At 39.4% G+C, this 16,494-nt stretch carries 13 protein-coding genes; 9 read left to right on the top strand and 4 right to left on the bottom strand.

The window, feature by feature from the left end:
• Positions 1-68 precede the first annotated feature (68 nt).
• The 3 genes from AC6UD2_RS06350 to zwf form a co-directional block, all read right to left on the bottom strand.
• Positions 69-1,616 (bottom strand): multicopper oxidase family protein, encoded by a 1,548-nt coding sequence (locus AC6UD2_RS06350; protein ID WP_500698367.1) that lies wholly within the window; start codon positions 1,614-1,616, stop codon positions 69-71.
• 138 nt (positions 1,617-1,754) lie between these two features.
• Complete coding sequence (gnd, locus tag AC6UD2_RS06345; protein ID WP_500698366.1) at positions 1,755-3,185, bottom strand: NADP-dependent phosphogluconate dehydrogenase; 1,431 nt, start codon at positions 3,183-3,185, stop codon at positions 1,755-1,757.
• Between the two features lie 105 nt (positions 3,186-3,290).
• Positions 3,291-4,766 (bottom strand): glucose-6-phosphate dehydrogenase, encoded by a 1,476-nt coding sequence (gene zwf, locus AC6UD2_RS06340; RefSeq protein ID WP_500698365.1) that lies wholly within the window; start codon positions 4,764-4,766, stop codon positions 3,291-3,293.
• Between the two features lie 736 nt (positions 4,767-5,502).
• On the opposite strand from zwf, the gene apf reads away from it, so the two are divergent.
• The 8 genes from apf to AC6UD2_RS06300 all read left to right on the top strand — a co-directional run bounded on the left by apf (position 5,503) and on the right by AC6UD2_RS06300 (position 14,199).
• A complete protein-coding gene (apf, locus tag AC6UD2_RS06335; protein WP_500698364.1) occupies positions 5,503-6,414 on the top strand; it encodes an aggregation-promoting factor in 912 nt (303 codons plus the stop codon).
• 342 nt (positions 6,415-6,756) lie between these two features.
• Positions 6,757-7,437: a WxL domain-containing protein gene (locus AC6UD2_RS06330; RefSeq protein WP_039145156.1), complete on the top strand. Its 681-nt coding sequence runs from the start codon at positions 6,757-6,759 to the stop codon at positions 7,435-7,437.
• Positions 7,438-7,556: 119 nt separating this feature from the next.
• Positions 7,557-8,624 carry a WxLIP family cell surface protein gene (locus AC6UD2_RS06325; protein ID WP_500698363.1) on the top strand — a complete coding sequence of 356 codons (1,068 nt, stop codon included), beginning with the start codon at positions 7,557-7,559 and terminating at the stop codon, positions 8,622-8,624.
• 21 nt (positions 8,625-8,645) lie between these two features.
• On the top strand, positions 8,646-9,089 hold the full coding sequence (locus tag AC6UD2_RS06320) for an LPXTG cell wall anchor domain-containing protein (protein ID WP_500698362.1): 444 nt from the start codon (positions 8,646-8,648) through the stop codon (positions 9,087-9,089).
• A 9-nt stretch (positions 9,090-9,098) separates the two neighbouring features.
• Complete coding sequence (locus AC6UD2_RS06315) at positions 9,099-10,067, top strand: WxL protein host-binding domain-containing protein (RefSeq protein ID WP_500698361.1); 969 nt, start codon at positions 9,099-9,101, stop codon at positions 10,065-10,067.
• 6 nt (positions 10,068-10,073) lie between these two features.
• Entirely contained in the window at positions 10,074-12,521 is a 2,448-nt protein-coding gene (locus AC6UD2_RS06310; RefSeq protein WP_500698360.1) for a lectin-like domain-containing protein, read from the top strand.
• Positions 12,522-12,734: 213 nt separating this feature from the next.
• Complete coding sequence (locus tag AC6UD2_RS06305) at positions 12,735-13,352, top strand: CAP domain-containing protein (RefSeq protein WP_500698359.1); 618 nt, start codon at positions 12,735-12,737, stop codon at positions 13,350-13,352.
• 61 nt (positions 13,353-13,413) lie between these two features.
• Positions 13,414-14,199, top strand: coding sequence for a TMEM175 family protein (locus AC6UD2_RS06300; protein WP_052236641.1), 786 nt, complete (start codon positions 13,414-13,416; stop codon positions 14,197-14,199).
• 100 nt (positions 14,200-14,299) lie between these two features.
• Here AC6UD2_RS06300 and AC6UD2_RS06295 read toward each other — a convergent pair whose 3' ends face one another.
• Positions 14,300-15,970 carry an alpha-keto acid decarboxylase family protein gene (locus tag AC6UD2_RS06295; protein ID WP_500698358.1) on the bottom strand — a complete coding sequence of 557 codons (1,671 nt, stop codon included), beginning with the start codon at positions 15,968-15,970 and terminating at the stop codon, positions 14,300-14,302.
• Positions 15,971-16,107: 137 nt separating this feature from the next.
• On the opposite strand from AC6UD2_RS06295, the gene AC6UD2_RS06290 reads away from it, so the two are divergent.
• Positions 16,108-16,488, top strand: a complete 381-nt coding sequence (locus AC6UD2_RS06290; RefSeq protein ID WP_500698357.1) for a hypothetical protein — start codon at positions 16,108-16,110, stop codon at positions 16,486-16,488.
• Positions 16,489-16,494: the final 6 nt, after the last annotated feature.

The following is a 16,494-nucleotide window of genomic DNA, read 5'->3' as shown; positions in this document are numbered from 1 at the left end:
CGCCCATTGTCAAACCTAAGATACAAAAAAACAGCCGCAAAATTGCGACTGTCTTAAATGTTATTTAATTAACACATGTGGATTCCCATCTTTTTGTACGAATTCATTGCGGGGATGTCTAAGTCCTTTACAGGAATTCCCTCTTCTTTTGAAAGAGCATTCAAAAGGGTATCCATATTCATTAACTTGTACTTCTTGTGTGGATCTTGCTTATCATAAGCCTGGATCTGAAGCATCATGCCACCATCTTCATGTTCGGTGATGTGGCAGTGATACATGTAAACGCCAGGGAAATCGAACTTAACTTGCAGACGAACGACTTCGCCAGGATTGACACCAATGGTATCTTTCCATCCGTGTTCGTTTGGATAAGGATCTTTGCCATTTCTTGAAAGAACCCGGAATTGCGTTCCATGCATGTGGTAGGGGTGAACCATACCTCCATCCATTTCGTTGGAGTTAGAAACTTCCCAGATCCGCTCTTTACCAACTTCTTGGCGGTCATCAATGCGTTGCATGTCGAACTTCTTGCCATTGATTTCAACGGATTCATCCATTCCAGACATTGCTGCCTTATGAACAGGAGCATCCTTATCGATCTTAGCGAACGGAGGCATGTCAACGAGGTGATCTGGCAACTTGGTGTCGTCTGGTGCAAATTCATGAATCTTAAATGTCATGATTGGAATATCATCAGAGTAAAGGTGAACCTCGTCACCGGGCTTGTAACCGCTGAAGTCCACGATGACCTCATCACGTTCGGCACAAACCATCATCAAGTGAGTGAATTCAACTGGTTCAGGTAGAATGCCACCATCGGAACCAATTTGAGTGAACTTCAAGTCATCATCAAAATGAAGTCGCCATTCACGTCGATTTGATCCGTCAAGGAATCGCAACCGAACTTTTTGGGTGGTAACGTCGAAGTAGGGGTTAACGGTTCCGTTAATCATAGCCGTGGGACCCTGAACTCCATCAGGATCGTAGTCTTCTTTGTAGTTTAATTGATTTCCCTTGTGGAAATGACGATCTTGGAGGACAACTGGAATGTCATCGACCCCGTAATTTCTTGGGAAAGGTAGTTTAGATTCAATATCATCCTGAACAACTACTGGGGTAGCGAGCCCCTTGTAGACTTGTTCAGAGGTTTCTGGACATGGATGAGCGTGTAGCCACAGTGTGGCAGCAGGTTGATCCACCGTAAATTCAATTTCATTGCTGGTACCAGGATAAACAGGAGCATGGCAACCACCATCGACGTACGGACCGGAAACATTTAGTCCGTGCCAGTGAAACGTGGTCAAAACCGGTAGGTCATTTTTCAAGGTGACATGCATGTGCTTGCCTTCTTTTAAAATGATGGTCTTACCGAGAATGCTGGAGTTATATCCCCAAGTTTTAGTTTTTTCACCAGGCAAAATCTGGGTTTCACCAGGTTGAGCATCAACCGTATACCACATGTCGGTATCGGTTTCCTTGTCTGGTTTTAGAATCCCGGGGATGTTCAGTTTATGTTCTGGAACATCAGGCACCTCAAGTGGGATATATCCACCGTCATGGGTGTTAAAAGCGGGTTCGTCATAGAAATAATCATTGTATACTTTTCGTTCGGACATTGTCTTGTTCCTCCCTAATTGTTTAACTATACACTACAACCATAATAATACAGCTTTTTAGGCTAGAATGCTTGTTTTCTAGCTGAAAATATAGAAAAAGATCGACTATTAAAGTCGATCTTTTTAAAACGTTTGATTTTATTGTTCTTTGTACCATGGGTAATGGAAGTTACCTGGACGGTCAGTACGTTCGTAAGTGTGAGCACCGAAGTAATCACGTTGTGCTTGAAGCAAGTTAGCTGGTAATACTTGAGCTCTGTATGAGTCGAAGTATGAGATAGCAGCTGATAATGATGGAACTGGAATACCAGCTTCAGTAGCAAAAGCAACTACTTCTCGAGCTGAATCTTGGTACTTATTAGCGATGTTTGAGAAGTAGGGATCCATTAACAAGTTAGTTAACTTAGGATCTTTGTCAAAGGCATCGGTGATGTTTTGTAAGAATTGAGCACGAATAATGCATCCTTCACGCCAAATCTTAGCTAATTCATCGTACTTCAAGTCCCAACCGTAATGTTCTGAGGCCATTCGCATTTGTTCGAAACCTTGAGCATAGCTCATGATTTTACCGAAGTATAATGCTTGACGAGCCTTTTCAACGATTTCATCACTGTTGAACTTAGGTTCTTTGGCTGGACCATGAAGAACCTTTGAAGCAGCCATTCGTTCGTCTTTCATCATTGAGATGAAACGAGCATAAACAGCTTCAGTGATAACTGATTGAGGGGCACCAATGTCTAAGGCATCGATTGAACTCCACTTACCAGTACCCTTGTTGGCACCACGGTCTAGGATAGCATCAACGATTGGCTTGTTCTTGTCGTCACCTAAGTCATCTTTTCTAGTTAAGATGTCAGCAGTGATTTCGATCAAGTATGAGTTTAATTCACCCTTGTCCCAGTCTTTGAAGATCTTTGCAAGGTCATCAACTGAGTAACCTGCAGCGTTTCTCAAGAGGTTGAAAGTTTCGTCAATTAACTCTTCATCACCGTATTCGATACCATTGTGGACCATTTTAACGTAGTGACCAGCACCATTAGGGCCGATGTAAGTAACACATGGTTCGCCATCTTCGGCTTTAGCAGCGATCTTTTCCAAGATTGGAGCTACACGGTCGTAAGCTTCTTTTTGACCACCGGGCATCAATGAAGGACCTTTAAGGGCACCAAGTTCACCACCGGAAACACCCATTCCGATGAAGTTAATACCTGATTTAGCAAGCTTTTCACTTCGAGCCATTGTATCGTGGAAGTTAGTGTTACCACCATCGATAAGAGTGTCACCCTTGTCAAGTAATGGTAATAATTCATCAATAACGGCGTCAGTTGGCTTACCAGCTTTAACCATTAATAAGATCGTACGAGGCTTTTGAATTGATTCAACAAAATCCTTGACGTTGTAACTAGGGATCAAGTGTTTGTCACCGTGATCCTTCATTACTTGTTCAGTCTTGCTTGCAGTACGGTTGTAGATCGCAACTGTGTAACCGCGACTTTCAATGTTGAGGGCAAGGTTTTTACCCATGACAGCCATACCAACAACACCGATGTTTGCTTTTTTATCAGCCATAATATACCTTCCTTTTCGAATATATATGTTAATTCATTACACTAGTAGTTTACCATTTCACATTAGAATTGTGAAATAGAAACTTCAAAATTGTAAGCACTTTCTTTACTTTTCTTCAGGGAAGTACCAACTGTGCCCATCACGAGCTAATAACTCGTCAGAGGCTTTTGGACCCATTGACCCTGGTTCGTAGTTAGGAAAGTCTGGTTGGGTTTCATCCCAGTACTTTTGAATGGGATCAACGTACTTCCATGCGGCAGCCACTTCAGGCCAACTTGCGAAGTTGGTGTGGTCACCATTTAAAATGTCATGGAAGAGACGTTCGTATGGTTGCGGAACTTCAGAAGCTCGCGCATCATTTTGAAGATAATCGAGATCAATGGTTTCAGTATGGAAACCTTGTTTGGAGTCTTTAACGTTCACTCTCAATGTAATTCCACCACGAGGATCGATTAGGATTGAAAGGACGTTCGTTTTAAGAGTATCTGGCAAATCTGCTTTGACAAAAATATTGTTGATATCTTTCTTAAAGACAACATCAACTCGAGTAGCTTTGGCAGCTAACTTCTTACCGGTTCTGACGTAGAAAGGAGTTCCTTCCCAACGAGGGAGCTTGTAAGTAACTTTTCCGGCAACAAACGTATCGTTGTTTGAATCGTGTGGGACATCTGGTTCATCACGGTAAGCAGCTGAGCCACTTCCAGCACCGTATTGACCACGAACGAAGTTTTCTTTAACCCCTTCTGTGTCATAGAAATTCATGTTTTCCAAGGTTTTAATCTTGGCAGCCCGAACGTCAGTATCAACAAATGATGCTGGCTTGTCCATTGCGAGCAGGGTCATGATTTGCATGGTATGGTTTTGGACCATATCACGGAGGGCACCGGCCGTATCATAGTATCCGGCTCGATCCTCAACACCAAGTTTTTCGGATAACGTAATCTGAATGTTATCGATGTAATTATGGTTCCAAACGGCATCAATAATGGGGTTACCAAATCGGATAACTGGAATGCTTTGAACCATCTCTTTACCTAAGTAATGGTCAATACGGAAGATTTGATCTTCCTTAAATGCAGTTGTTAATTCGTTATTTAATTTTTCAGCAGAATCGTAGTCCCGACCAAATGGTTTTTCGATCACCAAACGGTTAAAGCCACCATTATCAGAGAGGACGTGTTCGTCCTTTAAGTTTTTAGCAACGATTCCAAAGAATCGGGGTGCCATTGAAACGTAAAAGATTCGATTACCATCAAGCTCGTATTTCTTGTCGAGTTCGTCGGCTAATTTACTCAAAGCTCGATAATGTTCCACGTTGGTAACATCATGAGATCTGAAGTAAAAATGACTAGCAAACTCTTCAGCTTGTTCTTGATTATCTGCTTCTGATGAAATAGAATCCAAAACCATCTTTTGAAATTCTTCATCGGTGTGAGGTCTTCTAGCTAAACCTAGCAGTGCGAAATGATTGTCAATACTGCCTTTTTTGTAAAGTTCAAACAAGGCTGGATATAACTTTCGCAAGGCGAGGTCACCAGTACCACCGAAAAGCATAAATAATGCACGGTTAGCAGTTGCCATTAATACTCACTCCTTTAAATAATTGTAGTTATTCGTATACAAGACCAATTATATAACACTACTGCCACCAAAAAAAGTGGTTTATTCCTTATTGTTTCACATATGAAAGCGCTATCTAAACTATTCCTAACTTGACGCATTTCTTCATTATGGATAAGTTAAAATAAATTTGAAGGGGTCAAATTGGTACAGGTCTTAAAATGGTTTAAAAGCCCGTCATGTTAATTTAGTTGCCAATTTAAAAAGTTCATTTTAAAAAGTTTTCTACCATAGTAATGGCATTAATTTAAAGATAGAATGTTTGATGGATTTGATTTAACATCTTTGGAATTGAAACATTTATGTTACTTGAATTTTCATTACTATGGTAGAAACTGGATAAAAATAGGGAAATAAGATTAATTTTAACGAAAAATGGACTTGTCAACGAATTTTTACAATGAATTGAAGAGAAATAAGATGAAGATTATACCCAAAAAAGAGCAAAAATGACAATTTTAGGCCCAAATCGGTAAAAATGACGTGAAAATCGGGGGTTATGTTGCAAAAGATGTTACTAATGTTACAAAATAACAGAAATCCCCTGATTTCTTAAACGTTGTGTTATTTGTGTGTAATGTTTAGCGGTTAGTATATATATTGTTGATTGATACAGGAGGTCAACGAGTTAAAAAACAGAATACCGGAAAACGAAAAAATTAGAATTAGAATATTAGATTAGGAGTGATTATTCATTATGAAGTCAAAAAGTATTAAAGCAGTCGTGTTATCAAGTGCCGCAGCATTAGGTTTATTAGCAGTAGGTGCTAACACCACCCACGCTTCAACTAACGTTACAGTTAAATCAGGTGACACCATTTCAGAAATTGCTCAACAATACAAAGTTTCTGCAAATGAAATCGCTAAAGTTAATCATTTACAAAATGCTGACCAAATTACTGTTGGTCAAAGATTAGTAATCCCAACTGGTGTTACTGTTCCAAACGCAGTATCACAATCAGCACAAACTACTAATGCTCAAGCACCAAAGACTACTACTAAAGCTGTTCAAGCACCAGCTGCTAAGGTTCAAGCACCTGTAAAACAACAAGCTGCTGCTCAACCAGCACAACAAGCTCAAGTACAAGCACCAGCTGCTAAGGTTCAAGCACCTGCACAACAACAAGCTGATGCTCAACCAGCACAACAAGCTCAAGTACAAACACCAGCTGCTAAGGTTCAAGCACCTGTAAAACCACAGGCTACTACTCAACCAGCACCAAAGGCTAATGTACAAACTAACGTTGCTGCAAAGCCAGCTGCTCAAAATACCAACAATGCTCAACCAGCACAACCAACTAACCAAAGAAGTTATGCTGTACAAACTAATACTGTAAAGCCAACTCAAAGTGTTAGCTATCAAAATAATAACACTTCAAGTAATGGCGGCGATGATGCAGCTAAAGCTTGGATCACTTCACGTGAATCAGGTGGATCATACACTGCTTCAAATGGTAACTACTACGGTAAGTACCAATTATCTAAGTCATACTTAAATGGTGACTATTCACAAGCTAACCAAGATAGAGTTGCTAACCAATACGTAACTTCACGTTATGGTTCATGGAGTGGTGCACAATCATTCTGGCAATCACACGGTTGGTACTAAGATAGAGTTAGTCTAACTGAATAATAAAAAGTAAGTGAAATAGTGATGATTATTAAATCATCACTATTTTTTTATTTTTTTCTCACAAAGCTTGCCAAACAGTATATTTATAAGTTATACTAATAATGTTGAAGCGCGAGTGGAAAGCGTTTAGACGAACATTGTGAAGAAATTACAAGAATTGTGAATCTTTCCCATTGCTTTCGGGTGGGTTAGCAGTTTAGTAATGCAATGTCCTTGTGAAAAATGTTATTAAGTTATGTGTTTGTAATGTGCTCGTCGCCATCACAAACATGTAATTTAGTAACAACAAAAATTTATATTTTTTGGAGGTAGTTTTTTATGGAAGCAAATATTGGTAAGAAATTGGTCTTAGGTGTGGCTTCACTAGCAGCCGTTTTAGGTTTGTCAGTAGCTGTAGGTAACGTTAATGCTAACGCTGCTACATTACCAGCAGACACTAGTACAACTGCTAACGACACTACGGGTTCAGTATCAGGAGAATCAAATGCCCATGTTCAAGTAAGAACTGGATACTTGACTTTACAAGAAGTTCCTGACTTAAACTTCGGTGAAGCTGCTAACACATCAACTCCACAAACTAACATTCCTTTGCACGATAACCAAACTGGTCTTGGAAAACCACAATTGGTTGTTACCGATGGTCGTGCCGTTAAAGATCAACCAAATGGTGCTGGTTACAACGTTACAGCTGCATTAAGTAACTTTAGTGATGGCAAAAACACTCAAGGTAATGGTTGGGGAATTCAATTGAAGCAAGGTAGCGGTTTAAATAATGACAATAACGTTCCTGTTAATACGCCACTATTAACTGCTGGAGCCAACAACGCTTCACAAGTACTTTCTGTACAACCTGGTCAAGGTTTAGGTACAACTAGTGTTGATTACTCAAAGAGCACTGATGCTAGCTTAAATATGCCAGCTAATGTAAATCCTGCTGACTACAATGCACCAATCACTTGGACTCTTAATGCTGCTGGTCCACAAAACCCAACTGCTTAATAGTTATTTTTAATAATGCATTGTACAGTGAAGAAGACATTCCAAGTAAGGTTTGTCTTCTTTTTAGTAAATAGGGGAATTAATTAAGTAATTAGGACGTGATTGTAATTTTATCAAGATTGAAAAAAGTCTGGGTGCCGTTTTTACTTGCTGTTGCAACAATCTTTTTGATGATTCCAATGATGGGGATCGGGAAAACGAATGCTTCACAAGGTCCATCAATTGCGGTTAAACCGAACTACACTAAAAATCAAATTAAACAGGATGGGGTAATTTTCGTTCAGACTAAGCCGGGTCAAACCCAGCAAATCAGTTTGAATATTGTTAACTTATCAAAGTCATCCCAGTCATTTAGTATTGAACCAACGACAGCATTTACTTCTGGCGGAGGTGCAATTGCACTAAATCCCACTAAGAATTTGCCAGTTGATAAGACTTTAAAGTATAAGTTTAAAGATTTGGTTCAAGATGGAAAGAAACAGACCATTAATTTGGGACCAAATAAGAGTACTAACGTTAATTTTAATGTGAAAGCACCTGATAAAACTTATAACGGAGTCATCTTGGGTGGATTATATATTAAGCCACAATTACCACCAGAGGCTGCAAAGTTAAAGGGAGTCAGTGTTAACAACAAGTTTGCCTTGGCAATGCCGGTTTATCTGCGTGATAACAATAATCAGCCGATCAAACCGAAATTGACAGCACAAACGATCAAGCCGGGTAAGGTTGCTAATCAACCAGTGATTTACACTAAGCTAGCAAACGAAAAACCCACTACGATTAACCAAATGCAGATCAAAGACAAGATTTATCGTAAGAGTGATCCTAGCAAGATTTTGAGTAAGTCCAATCAAAATGGATTGAGTATGGCTCCAAATTCAAACTTTAACTTTACCAATCAATTTGGCAAAAATGCTTTATTACCGGGTAATTACCACTTAAGTTTGAAAGCTTCTGATAACAATGGAAATAAGTGGACAATTGAAAAAGATTTCCACATTACCATTACGCAGGCTGCCATTAACAACGCCAACAAGAACTGGTGGTGGATCATCCTCTTGATTATCCTGTTGATCTTGATCTTAATTTTGTGCTACGTCTTATATCGTCAACACAGAAAACAAAAGAATTTGATTGCACAACAACAAGCAGAACTTGATAAAAGAAACGATCAACCAAAGTAAAGTAGGTTGGGAGATGTTTAAATGAGAAAACGATATTCTAAAGTTTTCAAGTCAATATTGTTAGTTGGAATGACTGTTTTAGTCGCAATTGGATTAGGTTTAAGCGTTACTTCATTTGCCAAAAGTCAGGATAATTCGAACGCAACCGTTCGGATTGGTAAAAATGTAAAACCGGTTGGCCCAGTTAAACCTGGAGCAAATCCTCAGAAGCCGCAACCAGAGCCGACACCACAACCCAAGCCACAAAATATGGCTAATGAAACTCCGGCTCCAGCTGCCAAACAGGGCACTAAGATTCCGCCAACAGTCGCTGTTAGTGGACAGCAACAAGGTAAGCTGCCTCAGACCGGTCAGATGCTACAGTGGGGAACAATGGTCGCAGGAGCAATCCTCTTGTTCATTGCTTTTCTCATTGTGCTAAACCGTCATTTCATCAAAAAGTTGGAATCTAAAAATTCGAAATAAAAAATTCAAATGCGAAAACTAATTAAAAGTGTAATTTTAGTTGGAGCTTTGTTAATTGGTCTCTTTGCACCAATGACTTCTCAAGCAAGTTCAAAGGACTACACGTCATTTTCTGCCACTCCGATCTTTGGAGGGCTGCCGCTTCAGAAGGGAAAAGAATACTTTGCCATTCGGGCCAAACCGAATCATGAGTATCAATTACCCATTCTGTTAAAGAATTATGGGGCGTATCCAATGAAGGTTCGCTTGACGTTAAATAACGCAACCACGACACCTACGGGAAACATTTCATATGATGACCCAAAGGCACTAGTAAATCGTAGGAGTGCCGTTTCTAAACAAGTAGTTGGGAAACTTGAAAAAGAAGTGACACTTCAACCTAGTTCTAATCAAGTGGTTCGTTATTACCTCAAGACGAATGCTAAGATCGTTGGAACTGAACTTGCGGGCATAACTGCGACCGGGATTGATCCAGCGGAAAATAGCAAGCAGGTCAATAGTCTGGCTAGTTATGTCATTGGGGTTTCATTAAGTGAGCAGGATGCATTGAAATTAGATCGCTTAAAAATTTCAAAAATTGAGAGTGGAAATTATAATTGTTCGAACGCTTTTAAAGTTACGATTAGTAATAATTACCCACAGTTGATTCAACATGCCAAAATGCGAGTGAAAATCTTTCATGGCGGACGATTATACCAAAGTAAAGAGTATCCGGACATTAACATCGCGCCGAATACTCCTTTGGCATGTGTAATCCCGCATAAAAATTTGCAGACTGGTAAGTACCGAATGGACGTAAACATCCAATCAGGTCAACAAAAAGTCCGATTACACCAAACATTTACCCCACTGAAATTATCAAACCAAGCAAGGTCGCATGAACCGCTAATGATTGCGGTTCTGATGACCGTCGAAATTTGGATTATTTTTTGGATTTGTCGAATGATATATCACAAAAAGAAAAATAAAAAGAATTGAGAAAAAATGAAAATAAAAAAAGAAGTACTTTATAAGCTATTAGTAGGAGTGGTGTGTACTGCTTTATTCATGATTTGTGGCATGATGATGAATGCCAGTGCGGATCCTAATAATCCGTATAACATTCCTGAACCACCAGAATCGGGTCCTGCCATGGATAAGTTCATGTTTGCAGGGGTTCAACCCAACGAGGATATTCAGAAGAAGTATCCAAACGTTCAGGTGGTTACCGATAACAACGGTGAAGATCATTCGGCACAAACCATGTGGTGGAGAAATCAGGTAGATTTACAGAAGCCATTTACCATTAAGTTTTATATTTACATGAAGAACCCGAAGAATACGAAGAAATTAGCCGATGGATTAACTTTTACCCTTCAAAATGACAAACCAGACGCGATCGGGTCGTCTGGTGAATCGTTAGGGTCTTACGGAAACGTGCGTCAGGCTTCCGCCGAAATCCATCATGGAATGGATCCAACCAAGGCTTATCTGGGAACTCAGTTTATTCACAATGCCTTATCGTTTGAATTTGACCCTTACTATAATGGAGACTTTAGTGATCACAAGTTACCAAAGGGAATTCCTCATACGGCCTTCATTTATCCTAATGAATATACCGGTCCCTTTGATTCACGGAGATGGGAAGATCATATCGGGATTAATCATCACGACTACAGTGAAACTCCCTCATTAACTAATCGACAGGGAACATGGATCCCAGTTACTTACAAGTGGATGCCCAACAGTTGGACTCCTAATGGAAACGCTAAGTCTGATCATGCAACCGCAACGGTAACCTATAATGATCCGAAGTCTGGTCATCCAGTAAGTGGTGTGGATCAACACACTACCACCGAGAACGTTAACCTTGATCAGTTTAAGGGTGATTATGCTTGGTGGGGATTCACTGGTGCCACTGGGGCATTGAACATGATCAGTGCCATCGCAAACACTGAAATTCCGCAAATCCCAGGAGTTAAGAAGTTAGCTTGTGATTTGAGTGCCTTACAACGTGACGGAAAATACAAGAATATTGATCCCTACGATGGTGATCAAAACGCAGCTAACGACATGATCAAGCAGATTGACCCCAATGATTTTAAGGATCGTGTTACCAACGCGAAAGTTGGAGATGTAATCCTTTATAAGGTGGACACCTATAATTACAAGGACAATGGTTTAGGAAATTCATGGGATAACGTTAAGGTGACCGATAACATCGCTAACTTAGGGATGCGTGGTCTTGATGATAACGATCAGATTGTGGCGGAGTATCCTAACGGAATTGAACCAATTGATGATGATGGGAAGCCAGATTCAGTTGGATTTCGAACCATTATTACTGATCCAAATCCGAATACGAAGCAAAATACCGTCACGGCGAAGGGAAGTAACTTTACTACGCCAGATGACGGAGTGGTCAAATCAAGCCAAGCTACCGTTGAAATGTCGAGTAATCCTTACGACAACGTCAAACCACGAGTAAGTTTACAAAACCAGATGTCAAATGATGGTGGCAACACTTGGACCAATAATCTGACCGACGTGAAGAATAACAGTGAGGTTCAATATAAGATTTCACTGCACAATATGATTGCAGGAACTGAATTCAAGGATGGTTCGTATTCCTTTGTCGTTCCAAGCATTAAGAACATTAATAATATTAACGTTAATGGAAGTCCAATTAGTAAAAGTGATTATACGGTTAGTGATACGAAGGACTACCAGATTAGTGGGAAGAACTCCAACACTGATTTTAAGAATGCCAAAAAGATTACGATTCATAACTTACCTGACATGAATGGACGAATGGTAACCGATATCACCGCTGATTTACAGTTAGGTGACAATAATCCGGATAATATGAGTTCAATTCCTGAACTTACTGGAACGGATCGTAATCGGGATGATCTTAAGTTTAAGGGTAAAAAGGAAACCTACAATTTCTGGAACGGTTCGGTAGTTTTGAACCAGCCACAGGACCTGGATTACGGTGTTCAAAATGATTACTTCTTTAAGGATCAGTATTTACAACCGCGAACGATGGGGAAGAACAAGTCTCCCATTGACATAAGCAAGGGTTATGAAGTAGCTAGTTTAACTGATGACAGACGAGTTAAGAGTCCGTACAGTGTATGGCTGTCACAGGAGAATACTCCGGAAAATAACCACGAGATTGGAAGACCGAACTCACCGTTTTCACTTGCTTACTTTGATTTAAAGAGTAATCAACCGACCATTTTGCAGCCCGGAACTGGGAGCGCACAGGTGTATAATTATCCTGGGAAGAAAGAAGAAGGTAAGATCACTAACCCCATTAAGTGGGGATTACATCAGGGCCTTGATCTCAGAATGAATTATGCTGGAAGTGCAACCGGGAAAACGGGTAACTATGATGCAACGTTGAATTGGAACATCAAGTACGGATCCAAGGCAGATGGAACACCTTAAAAGTGAAGGCAGCGTGATGCATCTAATCAATTAATTACTGCATTCGTTTGTCTTTTGATAATAATTATTATATAATTTGTTTAATTAAAGACTATCATTTAGATGATAGTCTTTTTTATTTATTAAGTTTGCTAGCTTTTACAAAATAATTAAATTGATTAGCTCAAATATGATTAAGTATCGTATTTAAATCTAAGGAGAGGTGGTCAAGGTATGAAAAATGCCAAGAAAAAATTGGTAATCGTTTTGTTAATGGTAGGAATGATAACGGTTGGCGTTAGTGTTCCATTTGAAGTTAAAAATCCAATGACCGTTTCAGCGAAGCAAACAATACATAAGAAGGCGGATAGACAAGTGATTAAACAAGAAGCAACTCCGGTAGCATATAGCACCGCGCACCAGTCAGCTTTTGATACAGAGTATCAAACCAAATTTATCGCACTACTTAATCGTGAGCGAAATGCCCGTGGTCTCAAATCTGTTCATCAAACTAAGGAAGCCCAGGATATTTCCAACCAGCGCATTGGTCAAGTTGTCTCAAACTTACCAAGTAGTTATGGACATGATAATAATGATAGTAGACCATACGCTGAATGTATTGGTCAGGTAAATGCCTTAAAGAATACTAGTGCCGAAGATAGTGCTTATACCATGCTGAACCTCTACGTCTATAACGATGCGCAAACTTTCGATCACCGTCCATGGGGTCATCGCAACATTTTGCTTGATCCGAACGTCAGTCAAGTTGGGATTAGCATGAAGAAGATGCCCGTGGGTGGTGCTGACGCTAACGTTGGATATGCCGAATATAATCAGGTTACTTTAATGTAGTGCTTAAACTCTCTCATGGGGCGTGCTATAATTATGTTAATTTAATAAAGCAGGTGAGGTCATGGGTGAGATAAAGAAGAGAATGAAAGACCGTTTGGACGCCTTCAGTGACGCCATTATTGCCATCATCATTACGGTGATGGTATTGGAATTACCGATTGAGAAGATTGGTGGAAGCGTTGATTATCTAGTGCTCTTTCGGGCCATTGGAATCTATGCGGTCAGCTTTTGTTTTGTTGGCAACTTGTGGTATCAACACGCTCAGGTCTTTAATGACACCGAACGGGTGGCGAATAAGACGGTAGTAATGGACTTGATCTTTTTATTCTTCATGTCGTTGGTTCCTACTTTTACCAAGTTGATGACGGATGATACGTCAAAAATTACGGTAATGCTTTACGGGACCCTTTCGTTAATCTTATTAGTCGTCTTTCGGATCATTGTTTCACAGATTGCTGAGGTTAAGTACAGTAAACATTCTAAACAGCATGAGGTTTTCAATTACATTTTTGCGCGGAATTTCAACTATTCGATTGCTGCGTACGTAATTTTGATTGTGCTTGCTTTCTTCTTCCCCAGAATTGCGTTGGTTCTCTTTATCATTATTCCAATCTGGTCGTTTGTTGAAAACAGCCATGAACATGGAACATTAAGCTTAGCTACGCGAGGAATGGAGGAAGGCCGAATTCAAGTTCCTGAATCAGTTAAGAATCTATCTCCTGACCAGAAAAAAGCTTTACGAGCAAAATTGGCATCTACCATTAAAGCTTCAAGGGGTGCTAAGGATGAAAGTCAGAAACGTGAAATTTGGTCTCAATTTGCCGAGTGGGCTGCGGATCAAAGATAAATAATAAAAAAATGAGTACCTTAGATATTAATCTGTGGTGCTCATTTTTTAATGAACAGAAGGGAAATTTTTTAATTGAAGTGCTTCCATAGAAATATCTTTATCCCTTATTTTGCTTTGCTATAATTTTTCCAAACTCCTTTAAATCTTCTGGAGCATCAGACGCTGCCATGTTGACTCGGACGATTGATAGCTGGGAAGAATTATTCTCGATTGATTTCATTGCCATTAGTAGTTCCTTTTCAGTCTTAACATCGAAATAATTATATTGGTTCTTTTTAGCACCAAAAGCTTCGGGAATTAAGCTGTAATTTAATGCAGGAACGTCATTGTATGGTTCGTGCATCCCATGAATTACTCTTTCAACTGAATACCCATGATTGTCAATTACAAAGATAATTGGTTTCAGGTCATATTTAACCGCAAATCCCATTTCCTGAATGGTCATCAGAAGTGATCCTTCACCAATTGAAAGGACGTTTCTTCTTTTTGGATTAGCAAGTTGACTTCCTAATGTGGCGGGGAAGCTAAAACCGATTGATGACCAAAGCGGCTGGCAGATAAATTTCACGTTAGCTGGAAATTTAATTTGTTCGAGGGCAAATAGTGATGTCCCTTGTTCGGCAATAACGGTGTCATCACTTTGAATGAAATTACTCATTGCACTAGTATAAAAATCCTGGGTGATTGGTTTATCGGATGGAACGGGTAATTTGTTATTAATGGAATCATGTGGTCCCTTTGGAAAACTTTGAGAAAGGCTTGTTTGACTAATTATCTTAATGAGGTTAACAAAGCCATTTTGTTCATTGTAATTAATTATTTTGGAGTAAAAATTAATTCGTTTGGCATTAATATCAATGGTATTCTGGCTATTAAAGCTTTGGGTAAAACCACCCGTATTGGCATCTGTTAGAACGGCACCTAATAATAAAATCAAATCAGATTTATTAATAAGTTGGTTAGTTAAACCTTTAGATAAGGAGCCATTATAAGTTCCGATAAACTGTGGGAGGGTTTCATCAATGATGCCCTTGCTTTCGATCATGTCTGCAAAGGGAATATCATTATTTATAATGAAGTTTCTTACTACGTCTTGGAGATGAAAACGTTGGACATCTTCACCGATGATCAAAATTGGATGATGAGAATTTTTCAATTGATTACTAATTGCTTCTATATTTTGTAAGTGGTCATGCGGTTCGTTTTTATTTCTAAATAAACTAGGGATTAGTTGTTTAAAAATTGGATTAACTGGCATTTCGGTAAGGTCAACGGGAAGGGCTAAATATCCTGGTTGTTTGTTTTCATAAACATACTTAACGACTTGATTGATTTCGCCGATAGCATCATCTTTAGTGATAGCTTCTACTTTGAAACCAAGTTCTTTATGGACGTTTTGAAAGTGTTCAAAGTTCCCATCACCGAGGCTGTGATGAATTAATTTTTGGTCATATTGGGCAGCTAAGGTTGGGGTCCCCACGATTTCTAAAACCGGGACCTTTTCAGCTTGGCTTCCAGAAAGTCCATTGACCGCACTAAGTTCACCTACACCAAAGGTGGTCACTAGTACTGCCATGCCGTTTTGACGAGCATAACCATCTGCCATGTACGCTGCGTTTAATTCATTCATATTACCACGCCATTTCATGTCAGAACGGCGAGTGATGTGATCTAAAAATGATAAATTGTAGTCACCAGGAACTCCTAGAACATCTTTGACATTTAAATAATTTAAAAGATCGAGTAAATAATCAGAAATTGTATACATATTAATATTCTCCACTTTTTATGTTTTCATTTTATTATCTCTTAGTGTAAATTGAAAAGCTAGCAAATTAACTTTAACGCCATTTTTCTTTCAGCTCACATTGTATGGTAGAATTTAGCTAAAGGTAGGTGTTAAAAATGAAGAAAAATGCATTTACTAGTCGTATCAGTTTACTTTGGACCGCAATGGCAATGATTCTGTTTGGAACCAGTGTTGTTGAGGGAATTCAAGAAATTATTTATGGCTTTCCCATTGGCTGGATTGATTGGGTCCTGATCATTTTGAGCGCGATTTGTATCGTGGTTTGGGCAGTTTCCCTATTTATCAAGAATCCAACGATGGCCATTGCTGGTGAAATTACTCAGAAACAACGAGTCTGGGGTGGAGTTGTAACCCTCATCGTATTCCTGTTAGTTATCATTGGAATCTCCCACCTCTCCGTGATGTGGACTGATTTGATCCTGATTCTAGGCTTTATTGGTTTTCTGCTTAACGAAGTGTGGACGTTTAAAAAGTAAATTCGA

This window comes from Fructilactobacillus sp. X2R5C2, from assembly GCF_059901375.1.
Note: the sequence above shows the minus strand (reverse complement) of the source record. Positions and strands in the feature narration are given on the sequence as shown.

What these genes read in the sequence shown, in the direction of transcription:
- AC6UD2_RS06350 (WP_500698367.1), bottom strand. Translation starts at nt 1,616, where the DNA reads ATGTCCGAACGAAAAGTATACAATGATTATTTCTATGACGAACCCGCT.
- gnd (WP_500698366.1), bottom strand. Translation starts at nt 3,185, where the DNA reads ATGGCTGATAAAAAAGCAAACATCGGTGTTGTTGGTATGGCTGTCATG.
- zwf (WP_500698365.1), bottom strand. Translation starts at nt 4,766, where the DNA reads ATGGCAACTGCTAACCGTGCATTATTTATGCTTTTCGGTGGTACTGGT.
- apf (WP_500698364.1), top strand. Translation starts at nt 5,503, where the DNA reads ATGAAGTCAAAAAGTATTAAAGCAGTCGTGTTATCAAGTGCCGCAGCA.
- AC6UD2_RS06330 (WP_039145156.1), top strand. Translation starts at nt 6,757, where the DNA reads ATGGAAGCAAATATTGGTAAGAAATTGGTCTTAGGTGTGGCTTCACTA.
- AC6UD2_RS06320 (WP_500698362.1), top strand. Translation starts at nt 8,646, where the DNA reads ATGAGAAAACGATATTCTAAAGTTTTCAAGTCAATATTGTTAGTTGGA.
- AC6UD2_RS06315 (WP_500698361.1), top strand. Translation starts at nt 9,099, where the DNA reads ATGCGAAAACTAATTAAAAGTGTAATTTTAGTTGGAGCTTTGTTAATT.
- AC6UD2_RS06310 (WP_500698360.1), top strand. Translation starts at nt 10,074, where the DNA reads ATGAAAATAAAAAAAGAAGTACTTTATAAGCTATTAGTAGGAGTGGTG.
- AC6UD2_RS06305 (WP_500698359.1), top strand. Translation starts at nt 12,735, where the DNA reads ATGAAAAATGCCAAGAAAAAATTGGTAATCGTTTTGTTAATGGTAGGA.
- AC6UD2_RS06300 (WP_052236641.1), top strand. Translation starts at nt 13,414, where the DNA reads ATGGGTGAGATAAAGAAGAGAATGAAAGACCGTTTGGACGCCTTCAGT.
- AC6UD2_RS06295 (WP_500698358.1), bottom strand. Translation starts at nt 15,970, where the DNA reads ATGTATACAATTTCTGATTATTTACTCGATCTTTTAAATTATTTAAAT.
- AC6UD2_RS06290 (WP_500698357.1), top strand. Translation starts at nt 16,108, where the DNA reads ATGAAGAAAAATGCATTTACTAGTCGTATCAGTTTACTTTGGACCGCA.